This window comes from Nocardia iowensis, assembly GCF_019222765.1.
GTDB classification, from domain to species: Bacteria; Actinomycetota; Actinomycetes; order Mycobacteriales; family Mycobacteriaceae; genus Nocardia; species Nocardia iowensis.
In genome coordinates, this window is the sequence record NZ_CP078145.1 from 1 (window position 1) to 14,675 (window position 14,675).

General features: G+C 65.9%; 10 protein-coding genes and 2 tRNA genes. 10 read left to right on the forward strand and 2 right to left on the reverse strand.

The genetic code is table 11. The features are described from left to right. From dnaA to gyrA, 6 genes are all read left to right on the forward strand, one after another. Window positions 1-2,001 carry a chromosomal replication initiator protein DnaA gene (gene dnaA / locus KV110_RS00005; RefSeq protein WP_218472497.1) on the forward strand — a complete coding sequence of 667 codons (2,001 nt, stop codon included), beginning with the start codon at window positions 1-3 and terminating at the stop codon, window positions 1,999-2,001. Window positions 2,002-2,876: 875 nt separating this feature from the next. After that, on the forward strand, window positions 2,877-4,052 hold the full coding sequence (gene dnaN / locus KV110_RS00010; RefSeq protein ID WP_218472498.1) for a DNA polymerase III subunit beta: 1,176 nt from the start codon (window positions 2,877-2,879) through the stop codon (window positions 4,050-4,052). A 135-nt stretch (window positions 4,053-4,187) separates the two neighbouring features. After that, entirely contained in the window at window positions 4,188-5,369 is a 1,182-nt protein-coding gene (gene recF, locus KV110_RS00015) for a DNA replication/repair protein RecF (protein ID WP_218472499.1), read from the forward strand. A 176-nt stretch (window positions 5,370-5,545) separates the two neighbouring features. Further along, window positions 5,546-6,109, forward strand: coding sequence for a DUF721 family protein (locus tag KV110_RS00020; protein WP_218472500.1), 564 nt, complete (start codon window positions 5,546-5,548; stop codon window positions 6,107-6,109). A 574-nt stretch (window positions 6,110-6,683) separates the two neighbouring features. After that, window positions 6,684-8,735 carry a DNA topoisomerase (ATP-hydrolyzing) subunit B gene (gene gyrB / locus KV110_RS00025; RefSeq protein ID WP_218472501.1) on the forward strand — a complete coding sequence of 684 codons (2,052 nt, stop codon included), beginning with the start codon at window positions 6,684-6,686 and terminating at the stop codon, window positions 8,733-8,735. A gap of 64 nt (window positions 8,736-8,799) precedes the next feature. After that, the gene (gyrA, locus tag KV110_RS00030) at window positions 8,800-11,322 is read left to right on the forward strand and encodes a DNA gyrase subunit A (protein WP_218472502.1); all 2,523 of its coding nucleotides are present in this window, start codon (window positions 8,800-8,802) and stop codon (window positions 11,320-11,322) included. A gap of 111 nt (window positions 11,323-11,433) precedes the next feature. Here the strand turns inward: gyrA and KV110_RS41980 are convergent, their stop codons facing one another. Then, on the reverse strand, window positions 11,434-11,679 hold the full coding sequence (locus KV110_RS41980) for a hypothetical protein (RefSeq protein ID WP_218472503.1): 246 nt from the start codon (window positions 11,677-11,679) through the stop codon (window positions 11,434-11,436). Here KV110_RS41980 and KV110_RS00040 point away from each other — a divergent pair. The 4 genes from KV110_RS00040 (at window position 11,674) to KV110_RS00055 (ending at window position 13,069) form a co-directional block, all read left to right on the forward strand. Then, a complete protein-coding gene (locus KV110_RS00040; protein WP_218472504.1) occupies window positions 11,674-12,591 on the forward strand; it encodes a DUF3566 domain-containing protein in 918 nt (305 codons plus the stop codon). The genes KV110_RS41980 and KV110_RS00040 overlap by 6 nt on opposite strands. 191 nt (window positions 12,592-12,782) lie before the next feature. Further along, a tRNA-Ile gene (locus KV110_RS00045) sits at window positions 12,783-12,856 on the forward strand. Between the two features lie 29 nt (window positions 12,857-12,885). Next, on the forward strand, window positions 12,886-12,993 hold the full coding sequence (locus KV110_RS00050; protein ID WP_218472505.1) for a DLW-39 family protein: 108 nt from the start codon (window positions 12,886-12,888) through the stop codon (window positions 12,991-12,993). 3 nt (window positions 12,994-12,996) lie between these two features. Continuing rightward, window positions 12,997-13,069 (forward strand) — tRNA-Ala (locus KV110_RS00055). Between the two features lie 380 nt (window positions 13,070-13,449). Here the strand turns inward: KV110_RS00055 and KV110_RS00060 are convergent. Then, the gene (locus tag KV110_RS00060) at window positions 13,450-14,640 is read right to left on the reverse strand and encodes a DUF1444 domain-containing protein (RefSeq protein ID WP_218472506.1); all 1,191 of its coding nucleotides are present in this window, start codon (window positions 14,638-14,640) and stop codon (window positions 13,450-13,452) included. Window positions 14,641-14,675: the final 35 nt, after the last annotated feature.

A 14,675-nucleotide genomic window follows, 5' to 3' on the forward strand; every position in this document is an offset into this window, starting at 1 on the left:
ATGGACGACGAGCAGAACGTGTTGGCCACGGTGTGGCCCGAGGTAGTTGCCGAGCTGACCACCGGCTCACCGGACGGTGCCATTCCGCCGGTGACCCGAGCGCAGCAGGCCTGGCTGAAACTGGTCAAGCCGCTGACGGTGGCGCAGGGGTTCGCCCTGCTCTCGGTGCCTTCCTCGTTGGCTCAGGAGGCCATCGAACGCGATCTGCGCGAACCGATCCTGCGGTCGCTGGCCCGGCGCCTCGGCCCCCAGGTGGAAGGCCTCGGCGTGCGCATCGCCGCGCCGGCCACCCCCGCCACCGAGCGGCCCGGCAACAACCCCAGGCACGCCAGGATGACGAGCACGCCCGAACGTTCCAGGGACACCGGACCTCGCGACAACGGACATCGCGACAACCGCCCCCGAGATAGTGGCCCCCGCGACACCGGACGCGGCCAGGCCGGTTACCCAGGTGGCGAATACCAGGGCCGCGACGACTACCAGCAACCGCGTTATGCCCAGTCCAACGAGTACGACCAGGCTCCCAGCTACAACAGTGGATCCGGCTACGCCGACAACGAGTACGCGCCGGAATACGCGGGCGAGTACGACCGGCCGGACTACGCGCACGACGAATACCCGGGCCACGACGAATACGCTCCCCAGGCCGAGCCGCAGTCCGCCCCCAGACACGAACCCACGCCGGCGCAGCGCCGCGAACAAGGCCTTCCGCCGCGCCGCGAATCGATCCCGCCCGGCCAGGAGTCGTTGTTCACACCCGATCCAGGCCCCGCCGCTGTGCGCGGTCCGGTCCGCGCGCCCGTGCGCCAGGCGGCGGAGTCCGACGACCACGAGCTGGCGGCCGCGCACGAGTCGGTCCGCGAGTCGGAGAGCCCACGCGCCGACCGCGACGACGAGCCCGTGGTCAACGCCCGCAATTCCTGGCCGACCTACTTCACCAAGTCGCAGGAGAGCTCGGCGCCGTCGAGCTCCTCGGCCAGTCTGAACGCGAAGTACACCTTCGAAACGTTCGTCATCGGCGCGTCCAACCGGTTCGCACACGCCGCCGCGGTCGCCATCGCGGAGGCCCCCGCCCGCGCCTACAACCCGCTATTCGTCTGGGGCGCTTCGGGTTTGGGTAAGACGCACCTGCTACACGCGGCCGGCCACTACGCCCAGCGCCTGTTTCCCGGCATGCGGGTGAAGTACGTCTCGACCGAGGAATTCACCAACGACTTCATCAACAGCCTGCGTGACGACCGGAAGGTGGCGTTCAAACGCCGCTACCGCGAGACCGACATCCTGCTCGTCGACGACATCCAGTTCATCGAGGGCAAGGAAGGTATCCAGGAGGAGTTCTTCCACACCTTCAATACCCTGCACAACGCCAACAAACAGATCGTCGTCTCCTCGGACCGCCCGCCCAAACAGCTGGCCACGCTGGAGGAACGGTTGCGGACGCGGTTCGAGTGGGGCCTGATCACCGACGTGCAGCCGCCCGAGCTGGAGACCCGCATCGCCATCCTGCGCAAGAAGGCGCGGATGGACCGCCTCGACGTGCCGCACGACGTGATGGAACTGATCGCCACCCGGGTCGAACGCAACATTCGCGAGCTGGAGGGCGCGCTGATCCGGGTGACCGCGTTCGCGTCGCTGAACGGGCAGCCGCTGGATCTGCCCCTGGCAGAAGTGGTGCTGCGCGATCTGATGCCGGATACCGCGGCGCTGGAGATCAACGCGGCGACGATCATGGCCGTCACCGCCGAGTACTTCAACACCACCCTCGAGGAACTGACCGGACCCGGCAAGGCGCGACCGCTGGCGCAGGCGCGGCAGATCGCCATGTATCTGTGCCGTGAGCTGACCGATCTGTCCCTGCCGAAGATCGGTCAGGCGTTCGGCCGCGACCACACCACGGTCATGTACGCGGAGAAAAAGATTCGCAAGGAGATGACCGAGCGGCGCCGGGTGTATGACCAGGTGCAAGAACTAACAGCCCGAATCAAGCAACGCTCGCGCTGAGTTTCACTAACACCCCCGCACCGCCCCTGACCTGGGGCGGTGCTTTTTTGTGGCCTGTGGATTCCTCGAGGAATCCTTGTGGAGTCCTCGAGGAAACACCGAGTTGTGCACCGGATCGCTAACAGGTGTGGGGATGGGCCGTGCGACGTCCGCTAACAGGCCTTCATCCACAGCTTCCCCAGCAGAGCTTGCGCACAGGCAGTGACCAGCACGGCAGTCGGTCGAGGGGTTGGGGAATCCTCGAGGAGTCCGTGTGGAGTCCTCGAGGATTCCTCGAGTTGTCCACGAATCGGTACACACGTGTGAACAACCGGGTGAATTCGGTGGAACAACTCGAGGAGCACTCGAGGATGAATGTGGGACAACTTCGGAACTCCACAGACGCCCCTCGTTCATCCTCGAGACACGCTCCGGTCATCCCCACGGCACCACGCCCGCCGACCAGCGGTTTCGGCCGCAGTACACAGATTCCACAGTGCCTACTACTACTTCAGTTCTTCTCCTAGAAGAACTCTCTTGAAAACAGGTTGTGTGGAAAGTCGGTCGAAGAGGGTCACGCCCCGAACCACTCCCGTCCCCAGGCAAGGAGACGAGCCGAACCGACTGATGCCCGTCCTCGCACGAATAGCTCGCCGACACGAACTCAAACCCACCCGCGCCGACTGATCCACACCTGTGCGCCCTCCCCGGAGGGTCGGGCTAGGCCACAGCTCCACTCGCGGGTACGGTTTGGTGTCGGTCGCCTGTGCCACACTTTTGGTGGCGGCCGATCCAGCACCCTTCGCGAACCAACGTTGACGAGCCGACAGGCTTGGAGGACGAATGTCCGGCCACCGCACAACAGCTCACGGAACTGGGAGAGGACAGATCGGGCGATGGAGCTTGCAAGCATGAAGTTTCGGGTCGCCCGAGAGGACTTCGCGGAATCGGTTGCCTGGGTGGCACGTAGCCTCCCGTCCCGGCCGCCCGTTCCCGTGCTCGGTGGGGTGCTACTCGTTGCCGACGAGGGCGGGCTCACCGTCTCCGGCTTCGACTACGAGGTCTCCGCGCAGATGCGCGTCGCCGCCGAGGTCGCCGGTCCCGGCGAGGTACTCGTCTCCGGCCGCCTGCTCGCCGACATCACCAAGGCGCTGTCGAACAAGCCGGTCGATGTGTCGGTCGACGGCACTCGCGTGCTGATCAGCTGTGGCAGTGCGAAGTTCTCGCTGCCGACCATGCCGGTCGAGGACTATCCCCAGCTTCCCGAGGTGCCGCAGCAGTCCGGCGAACTGAGTGTCGAGGTGTTCGCCAATGCGGTCGGCCAGGTCGCCGTCGCGGCGGGCCGGGACGACACGCTGCCGATGCTCACCGGTATCCGCGTCGAGATCGAGGGCTCGAAGGTGGTGCTCGCGGCCACCGACCGGTTCCGGCTCGCGGTCCGGCACATCGAATGGTCGCCCGCCAACGCCGATATCGAGACCGCCGTGCTCATTCCGGCCAGGACGCTGTCCGAGGCCGCCAAGACGCTCGGTACGTCCGACGCCCCCGTGCAGCTCTCGCTCGGCACCGGCGCTGGTTCGGACGGCCTGCTCGGCATCGTGAACGCGGGCCGCCGCACTACCACTCGCTTGCTCGATGCCGAATTCCCCAAGTTCCGTCAGCTGCTGCCGAAGGAACACACCTCGATCGCCACCCTCCAGGTGTCCGTGCTGACCGAGGCGATCAAGCGTGTCGCGCTGGTCGCCGAGCGCGGCGCCCAGGTGCGGCTGGAGTTCTCCACCGAGGGCCTGCTGCTGTCCGCGGGCGGTGACGACGCCGGTCGCGCCGAGGAATGGCTGGAGGCCGACTTCCGCGGCGAATCGCTGACCATCGCGTTCAACCCCGGCTACCTCATCGACGGTCTGTCCGCACTGCACGCCGAGCGGGTCACCTTCGGGTTCACCACGCCGAGCCGTCCCGCGGTACTGCTGCCCGCCGTCGAGGACGAGCCGAAGGTGCTCGAATCGGGTGCGTTCGCGGCGCTGGACAGCCCGTACACCTACCTGTTGATGCCGGTCCGGCTCCCGGGCTGAGCACCTGTGCATGATCGCAATCCGAGTTCGGTCACTGCCTCGGGCGCTGCGAAACCGATAGCGACGCTGTGCGATTCGGTACGCAGCGGGCAGGTCGGCATGGTGGAACTCGGGCAGGCAGGGGTCCGGTAGCGGATGTTCATCCGAACACTGTCACTGCGTGACTTCCGCTCCTGGGACCACGCGGAGCTCGAATTATCCCCAGGCCGAACAGTTTTCCTCGGCTCGAACGGCAACGGCAAGACGAACCTGCTCGAGGCGATCGGTTACCTGGCCACGCTCGGTTCCCATCGCGTCGCCGCCGATGCCCCGCTGATCAGGATGGGCGCCGACCGGGCGCGGATCGGTGCGTCCGTCGTCAACAGCGGGCGCGAGCTGCGGATCGACATCGAGCTGAACCAAGGCGCGGCCAACCGTGCGCAGATCAACCGGTCACCGGCCCGTCGGCCGCGGGAAATCCTCGGCATCCTGCAGACGGTGCTGTTCGCACCCGAGGACCTCGCCCTGGTTCGCGGCGATCCGGGTGAGCGGCGCAGGTTCATGGACGAGTTGTGTACAGCCCGCCTGCCCAGGCTCGCCGCGGTCCGCAGCGATTACGACCGGGTGCTGCGCCAGCGCTCGGCATTGCTGAAATCCGCTGGGCGGCAAGCCCGATCGAAGACGGAGCTGGGCACCCTCGACGTATGGGACGGCCATCTGGCCACTCACGCCTCGGTGCTGCTGACCTACCGGCTGCGCCTGGTACACGACCTGTATCCGTATCTGGCCCAGTCGTACGCCGCGATCGCCCCCGAATCACGGCCCGCCGCAATCGCTTACCGCAGCGCCAACCTGCCACCCGAATTCCTCGACCCCGCAAGGGAACCCCAGCCGGACGACACCGAGGCGCTGGAGGCCATCATGCTGCGCGAACTCGCCGCGGCCCGGCCGAAGGAACTGGAACGCGGCGTGTGCCTGGTCGGCCCGCACCGCGACGAGCTCGAGCTGAACCTCGGCGACGCACCGGCCAAGGGTTTCGCCAGTCACGGCGAATCATGGTCCTTCGCACTGGCTCTGCGCCTCGGCGCGTTCGAATTGTTGCGCGCCACCGGATCCGAGCCGGTCCTGTTGCTCGACGATGTCTTCGCCGAACTCGACCGCCGCCGTCGCACCGCCCTTGCCGCCGTGGCAGCGGGCGCGGAACAGGTGTTGATCACCGCCGCCGTACCGGAGGACGTCCCGGCCGAGCTTGCCGCCGTGCCGATGCGGGTGGAGACCACCGGCGGACCGGACGGCCGGACCTCGCGGATCGCCGAGGCCGCCACACCACCACTGTGACAGTCGCATTCGCGACCGGACTGGGTCCGGCGACGCCTTCTTATGCACAGAAGAGCATGCTTATCAACAGGTCCTGTGGAGAACTCGACCGTCTTCCCGCCCGCCCGAGGCGGCCGTTTCGTCGGCGCCCTGTCGTAGAGTGACCCTCTGGCCGCGCGAGACGAGAGGAAGCCCGGGTGACCGATCAGCAGCCGCAGGGTGCCGAACCGGCGGGACAGGAGCCGGAACTGCGCGGCATCGATCTGGCCAGGCGGGCGCTCGAGGAGGCCCGCGCGGCGGCGAAGGCCAGCGGCAAGTCGGTCGGGCAGGGCCGATCCTCACCACAGCGGAAGCTCCGGACCGGGGCGCGGCGGCGCAGCGGTTGGTCGGGTGCCGGTCCGGACCAACGCGATCCCCAACCCTTCGGAAAGCTGACCGGCTCGCTCGCGAAGAATCGCGGCTGGTCCACCAAGGTCGCCGAAGGAATGGTGTTCGGTCGCTGGGCCGGTGTCGTCGGCGAGGACATCGCCTCGCATGCCACCCCGTTGACCTTGAAGGACAACGTGCTGAGCATCGCTGCCGAATCCACCGCGTGGGCAACCCAATTGCGCATGTTGCAAAGTCAGATTCTGGCGAAGATCAACGCAGCGGTCGGGCCCGGCATCGTGACATCGCTGAAGATCACCGGCCCCGCGGCACCCAGTTGGCGCAAGGGTGACCGTCACGTGAAGGGACGCGGGCCCCGCGATACCTACGGATAGCCGCAGCGGCGTTCCACGTGAAACGCTCCTCGGTATCGCCCGATGCGACAAGCGATTTCGTCCGAGCCCGGGTGGTCTACCGGCTCCGCCATCACTGCCACACCGTCTGGACCTCGACTGATGCCGTGCCTTCGGCTGCGGTCGGTCGAGTTCAGGCCAGGACGCCTTTGCCATAAGAGCGACGCCGTGAGCCCATCTGCCGAGGCGAAGGAGTAATCCGTCGGCTACCGCGACGGGCCCGAAAATACGGGCATTCCGCCCCACCGTCGCACGCTTCTCGGACCGCCCCCGATGGGCACCGCCCGATTCCTCCCAGGGGCGAGCCAAAGGGTCGAAGGGCGGAACAGACTCGCGACAATCCGATTTCTCGCATTCACGGAGCTGTCAGGGGTGTCGTAGGTGCACTGTAGGTTGGCTGTACCAGTAGGATGGTGACGTAACTAGCGGCGATCACCTTCGGCGCGTTCCGTACCGCCCGCGCGGCCCCGTATTTCTCGACACACAGTCCAGGGGCCAACGCGTGCTGTGCAGTGCCCCGCCAGGAGGATCAGCAAGTAAGGAGAGCTACCGACCAGTGGCTGCCAACGACTCCAATGCATCGGGCTCGACCAACGCTACCTCGGGCAAGGCGGACTACGGTGCCTCGTCCATCACGGTCCTCGAGGGGCTCGAGGCGGTCCGTAAGCGTCCCGGCATGTACATCGGTTCCACCGGTGAGCGCGGTCTGCACCACCTGATCTGGGAGGTCGTCGACAACTCCGTCGACGAGGCGATGGCCGGGTACGCGTCCAAGGTCGAGGTCACCCTGCTCGCCGACGGCGGCGTCGAGGTGGTCGACGACGGCCGCGGCATCCCGGTGGCCATGCACGCGCAGGGCGTCCCGACCATCGAGGTGGTCATGACGCAGCTGCACGCGGGCGGCAAGTTCGACTCCGACTCCTATGCGGTGTCCGGCGGTCTGCACGGCGTCGGTATCTCCGTGGTGAACGCGCTGTCCTCCCAGTTGGAGGCGGAGATCGACCGCGACGGCTATCACTGGAGCCAGACCTACAAGGACTCGATTCCGGGCAAGCTGGTCAAGGGTGAACCGTCCAAGCAGACCGGCACCACGATCCGGTTCTGGGCCGATCCGAACATCTTCGAGACCACCACCTACAACTTCGAGACCGTGGCCCGCCGGTTGCAGGAGATGGCGTTTCTGAACAAGGGCCTGACCATCACCTTGACCGACGAGCGGGTCACCGACGCCGAGATCACCGATGATGTGGTCAGTGAGACCGCCGAGGCGCCCAAGCACGCCGAGGACGGCAACGCCGCACCGGTCGAGCACAAGGTCAAGACCCGGACCTACCACTATCCCGGTGGTCTGGAGGATTTTGTGCGTCATATCAATCGGACCAAGCAGCCGATTCATAATTCGGTGGTGGGGTTCACCGGTAAGGGCACCGGGCATGAGCTCGAGGTGGCGATGCAGTGGAACTCGGGGTATTCGGAGTCTGTGCATACCTTCGCCAACACGATCAACACTCATGAGGGTGGCACCCATGAGGAGGGGTTTCGGGCGGCGTTGACCACGGTGGTCAACAAGTACGCCAAGGACAAGAAGCTGCTCAAGGAAAAAGACGGCAACCTCACCGGTGATGACATCCGTGAGGGTTTGGCCGCGATTGTGAGTGTGAAGGTTTCCGAGCCGCAGTTCGAGGGCCAGACCAAGACCAAGTTGGGTAATACCGAGGTCAAGTCGTTTGTGCAGAAGGCGTGTAACGAGCATCTGTCGCATTGGTTCGAAGCCAACCCCGCCGATGCCAAGACGATCGTGAACAAGGCGGTGTCCTCGGCCCAGGCGCGGGTGGCCGCGCGTAAGGCGCGGGAGTTGGTGCGGCGTAAGTCGGCGACGGATCTGGGTGGGTTGCCGGGTAAGTTGGCTGATTGCCGGTCCAAGGATCCGAGTCGGTCCGAGATCTACATCGTCGAGGGTGATTCGGCCGGTGGGTCGGCCAAGTCCGGGCGTGATTCGATGTATCAGGCGATCTTGCCGTTGCGGGGAAAGATCATCAACGTCGAGAAGGCTCGTATCGATCGGGTGTTGAAGAACAACGAGGTGCAGTCGATCATCACCGCGTTCGGTACCGGTATCCATGACGAGTTCGATATCGCGAAGTTGCGGTATCACAAGATCGTGTTGATGGCCGATGCCGATGTCGATGGCCAGCACATCGCGACGCTACTGCTGACGTTGTTGTTCCGGTTCATGCGCCCGCTGGTCGAACAGGGCCACGTGTATCTGGCCCAGCCGCCGTTGTACAAGCTCAAGTGGCAGCGCAGCGATCCGGAGTTCGCCTACTCCGACCGCGAACGCGACGGTCTGCTCGAAGCCGGTCTCGCGGCGGGCAAGAAGATCAACAAGGACGACGGCGTCCAGCGCTACAAGGGCCTCGGCGAGATGAACGCCAAGGAGCTGTGGGAGACCACCATGGACCCGTCGGCGCGCGTGCTCAAGCTGGTCACCTTGGACGATGCCGCCGCGGCCGACGAGCTGTTCAGCGTGCTGATGGGCGAGGACGTGGAGGCCCGCCGCAGCTTCATCACCCGTAATGCCAAGGACGTTCGCTTCCTCGACGTATAAGCCGGTGCGCCAGTTCCCGGGCGTGAGCCCGAACCGCAACCGCACCGCCCGCTAAGGAGACTTGATGACCGACACGACGCTGCCTCCGTACGGAGGCGCCGGCGGCGACCGGATCGACCCGGTCGACATCCAGCAGGAAATGCAGAACAGCTACATCGATTACGCGATGAGCGTGATCGTCGGCCGCGCGCTGCCCGAGGTGCGCGACGGCCTCAAGCCGGTGCACCGGCGCGTGCTGTACGCGATGTACGACAACGGGTATCGCCCCGACCGCGGCTATGTGAAGTCCGCCCGCCCGGTCGCCGAGACCATGGGTAACTACCACCCGCACGGCGACTCGTCGATCTACGACACCCTCGTGCGCATGGCGCAGCCATGGTCGCTGCGCTACCCGCTGGTCGACGGCCAGGGCAACTTCGGCTCCCGCGGCAACGACGGCGCGGCCGCCATGCGGTACACCGAATGCCGGTTGACCCCGCTCGCGATGGAGATGCTGCGCGAGATCGACCACGAGACGGTCGATTTCGTACCGAACTACGACGGTCGCTCGCAGGAACCGACCGTGCTGCCGAGCCGGGTGCCCGCGCTGCTGATGAACGGCAGCAACGGCATCGCGGTCGGCATGGCGACCAACATCCCGCCGCACAACCTCCGGGAGCTGGCCGAGGCGATCTACTGGGCACTGGACAATTTCGACGCGGACGAAGAGTCCACGCTGGCCGCTGTGATGGAGCGGGTCAAGGGCCCGGACTTCCCGACCTACGGCCTGATCGTCGGTGGCCAGGGCATCCATGACGCCTACACCACCGGTCGCGGCTCCATCCGGATGCGCGGCGTCGTCGAGATCGAGGAAGACAACAAGGGCCGGACCACCCTGGTCATCACCGAGTTGCCGTACCAGGTCAATACCGACAACTTCATCAACTCGATCGCCGAGCAGGTGCGCGACGGCAAGATCGCGGGCATCTCCGACATCCACGACGAGTCCTCGGACCGCGCGGGCATGCGGATCGTCGTCACCGTCAAGCGGGACGCCGTCGCCAAGGTCGTGCTGAACAACCTGTACAAGCACACCCAGCTGCAGACCAGCTTCGGCGCCAACATGCTGTCGATCGTCGATGGTGTGCCGCGCACGCTGCGGCTCGACCAGATGATCCGGTACTACGTCAAGCACCAGTTGGACGTCATCGTCCGGCGCACCAAGTACTTGCTGCGCAAGGCCGAGGAGCGGGCGCACATCCTGCGCGGCCTGGTCAAGGCGCTCGACGCGCTCGACGAGGTCATCGCGTTGATCCGGCGCTCGGCCAACACCGACACCGCGCGCACCGGCCTGATGCAGTTGCTCGACATCGACGAGATCCAGGCGACCGCCATCCTCGACATGCAGCTGCGCCGCCTCTCGGCGTTGGAGCGGCAGAAGATCGTCGACGAGTTGGCCAAGATCGAACTCGAAATCGCCGATTTGAAGGACATTCTCGCCAAGCCGGAGCGCCAGCGCGCCATCGTGCGCGACGAGCTGGCCGAGATCGTCGACAAGTACGGCGACGATCGGCGCACCAAGATCATCGCCGCTGACGGCGACGTGGCCGACGAGGACCTGATCGCCCGCGAGGACGTGGTCGTCACCATCACCGAGACCGGCTACGCCAAGCGCACCAAGACCGACCTCTACCGCAGCCAGAAGCGCGGCGGCAAGGGTGTGCAGGGCGCTGGCCTCAAGCAGGACGACCTGGTCCGGCACTTCTTCATCTCGTCGACGCACGACTGGTTGCTGTTCTTCACCAACAAGGGCCGGGTCTACCGCGCCAAAGCGTACGAGCTGCCCGAGGCCAACCGCACCGCACGCGGTCAGCACGTGGCGAACCTGCTCGCCTTCCAGCCGGACGAGAAGATCGCCCAGATCATCCAGATCAAAAACTACGAAGTCGCTCCCTATCTGGTGCTCGCCACCAAGAATGGCCTCGTGAAGAAGTCGAAGCTGTCGGACTTCGATTCCAACCGCACCGGCGGCATCGTCGCGGTGAACCTGCGCGACGAGGACGAACTGGTCGGCGCGGTGCTCTGCTCGTCCGACGACGACCTGCTGCTGGTGTCGGCGCTCGGTCAGTCGATCCGGTTCTCCGCGACCGACGAGGCGCTGCGTCCGATGGGCCGCGCCACCTCCGGTGTGCAGGGCATGCGGTTCAACGCCTCCGATGAACTCTTGTCGCTGAACGTTGTGCGGCCGGATACATATCTGCTGGTGGCCACCGCCGGCGGTTACGCTAAGCGCACCGCGATCGAGGAGTACACCGCACAGGGTCGCGGTGGTAAAGGCGTATTGACCATCCAGTACGACCCCAAGCGTGGCACCCTTGTCGGTGCGCTCATCGTCGAAGACGAGGATGAGTTGTACGCGATCACATCCGGTGGTGGTGTCATCCGGACGGTGGCCAAGCAGGTTCGCAAGGCTGGACGACAGACCAAGGGCGTGCGATTGATGAACCTCGGCGAGGGCGATACGTTGCTTGCTATCGCGCGCAATGCCGACGAGCCCGATCCCGATCTGCTCGCAGGCGAAGACAGCGACACCGGTTCCTCTGAGTAGTAACCCAACAGCGGCGGCAACGAACGGATCTAAGGATTCCCATTGACCACTCCGAATCAGCCGAATGACGAGCGGCACCAGACGAACGGTGTGACCGAACGGATCGCACCGTCACCGATTCCGCCGCGGCCGATTCCGCGGCCGGCCTCGCCGGCCGAGAACGGTCAGCCGGGCGGCGGCCAGCAGGGTGCCGGTCAGCCGAACGGCGGCCAACAGGGTGGTGGCCAGTCCGCCGGTGGCCAGCAGGGCGGACAACAGCACGGTGGCCAGCAGCAGCACGGTGGCCAGCCGGGCGGTGGCCAGCAGCACGGTGCGCAAACCGCGTCCGCCCAGCACGGGCAACAACGCGAAATGCAAGACAAGCAAGGCGATTTCGCGGGCAGACAGTCCGCACCGGAGCAGGCTCCCGGTCAAGGCGGGCCGGAGTCGGTCGACCAGACTGTCCGGATGAACAACTCTGAGCCCGGCGCACCCGAATCGGGGGATCAGTCCGGCGGCAACGGCGGTGGCCACTCGCCGTTCCAGGACGGCTGGGCGCAACTGCCGCAGCGGGAGCCACAGTCCAACCTGTACCGGCCCGGCCAGGCACCGGTCACCGGACGCCCGAGCGGCTCCGGTGGCTCCGGTGGCCCTGGCGGCGGTGGTGGTGGCGGTCTCGGTGGTGGCGTGACCAACGCGCGCACCACCGCCGACCTCGCCGCGAAGGCGGCCCGCAAGGAAGCGGCGATGGTGAAGTCCGTCGGCATCGACGGACCCACCCGCAGCATCGCGCGTCCCGAGCTGATCAAGGACATGCCGGACCTCTCGGAGATCCGGCACCCGCTGCCACCGTCCGCCGAACACACCGGTCCGCAGACACCGATCTCGCCCGCGGTGCCGGTCGCCGTCGCCGCGGCCGTCGCCACCGGAGAGCCGCTGCGGGCCACCGTGCAGATCCGCCGGATCGATCCGTGGTCGACCCTCAAGATCTCGCTGGTGATCAGCGTCGCCATGTTCTTCGTCTGGATGCTCGCGGTCGGCCTGCTGTACATCGTGCTCGAGGGCATGGGCGTGTGGGAACGGTTGAACAACACCTTCACCGACATGGTGTCCCAGGACAGCGGGTCGGTCGGGCTCATCGACGCGGGCACGGTCTTCGGCTACGCGGGCGTCATCGGCCTGATCAATGTGGTGCTGTTCACCGCGCTCGGCACCGTCGGCACGTTCATCTACAACCAGTGCTGTGATCTGGTCGGCGGCATCCAGGTGACACTCGCCGATCCCGACTAGAACTCGGTCGCCAGACGGCCGGTACTCGCCCCGATCGGGGCCGTACCGGCCGCTTCGGTTTCTGGCGGAGGGTCGGGCACGTATGAGGGCGTGAGCCCGATGCAACGCTACTACCAGCCGTTTTGGTTGTCCGATGACCAGTCGGGTAGTCTCTACTCTCGGCTCAGGTGCTACCCGCACAAGAGCCGTACGGGCCTATAGCTCAGGCGGTTAGAGCGCTTCGCTGATAACGAAGAGGTCGGAGGTTCAAGTCCTCCTAGGCCCACTCCCGAACACGACAGTAGGGTGGGAACCATGAAGTTTCTAATCACGGCAGGCGCCGTGATCGCGGTTCTCATCGGCATCTCCAAGCTGCGCCAGCGCAACGACGCGGACCTGTGGCACGAGGTCACCACCCGCTGACACGGGGCCTTAGCTCAATTGGCAGAGCACTGCCTTTGCAAGGCAGGGGTTAGGGGTTCGATTCCCCTAGGCTCCACTCGATAGCCGGCGAGTGCTCGCGAAGAGCGCTCGCCGGGTCTCGTTTCGCGTGTTTTGTGGGGGCGCAGCCCCCACGCCCCGCCCGGCGGGGCTTCGCCCCCCGGACCCCCGACTTCGGTTTGCAGTCCTGGAATGCCCGCTCCGGTCGTCCGCCGCGGTTCGGGATGCCACAGATGCCTACCCTCGGAGCCCACTCGGGATCGCTTTCCTGCGATGCTTGCCCCGGAGGGCCCCAGGTTTGCGGCCCTCGAAGCCGGGACTGACCATTGCCTGGTTTGTCGCCTGGAAATCCGCCAGAGCTCGATCGCTACGGCTCGCCCGCCAGAAATGCTGGTTGTGCAGCCTCCCATCCAAATCGTCTTGCCCAGGTGCTGCTGGTCAGCGGGAGACTGCGGCGGCCTCTAGTCGGGCGAGGGTTTCGGGGTTTGGCCAGTGGCGGATTTCGTAGCGGCGGGGGGACATGTCGGGAATTGGGGTGAGGCCGGTGATTTCGGCTACTGCGGCGAAGGGGGTTTCGAAGAGGGTGATCATTTCGCCGTTTTGTTCGGTGCAGAAGACTATGAAATCTGCTTCGGGGAGGAGGTATTCGACGTCTTCGCCCCAGACTGTGGCGGTGTAGGGGCCGTTGTCGCTGCCGACGTAGAGGACCGAACCTATGAAGGCGGGGGCCAGGTCTTCGTGGTGGGGGTAGGTGTAGTCGCGTTCCATCGCCTCGTTGAGGGCCTGGGTTTGGGCGTCGTATTCGGTTACGGCCAAACCACATCGGGCGCGTTGGACGAAGGGGAGGTGGCGGTGTCGGGGGGACTGGTCGAGGGGGATCACGGTGCCGTGGTCGTCGACTGTGTAGCCCTGGGGGGAGATGGGGCGGACGGCTTCCCGGTAGTGCTTCTCGACGTGCTCGAAAAGTGGGGCGAGGTCGCCGGTGTCGGGGGTGATGATCAAGGTGTCGACGTCGGGCATGAAGGCGATCGAGCGGTGCTGTCCGTCGCCGGAGCCGGCGAGCCAGCCGGGGATCAATGGCCACGAGGTGCAGTAGCCGTCGCCGTTGTCGCCGAAATGGAGCAGGCCCGCCTCCTTGATGCCGCTGGAACCCACCATGGCTCTGAGGTTTTCGCGGGCCGCGTCGAATACCTCGTCGGCGCTGATGCCCCAGCGGTCGAGGGTCGCGACCGAGACGATCGAGCGGGAGTTGGGCCGGTCGATCGCGACCAGCTCGTCGACGAAGGGGAACGCGGGACGCGTGATCGGCCGCATGTCCTCGGACGGCGAATCCAGTCCGAAGGCGTTGGGGCGCAGGATGGGTCGGAGCGCGGCCCGCGCCTCGGGCCAGGCGTCCGGCTCGTCGTTGTCGCGGAGGGTGGTGACGAAGCGGGCGATCCGTGCGTCGCGTTCGGCGGCGGGGAGGCCGGTGGTCTCCCGGAAAATATTGCCCAGGTACAGATTCCAACTGCCGACGACGATCTCGAACTCGTCCGGGTTGTATTGCGCGTCCTGCTCACCGATGTCGTTCAGCTGTTGCAGGACCAGCGCCGCGAACTGGTCGGCATCGACCCCGATATTCTCCACCACGCGGCCACCGTAACCGGACAAACCGACAAACGCAC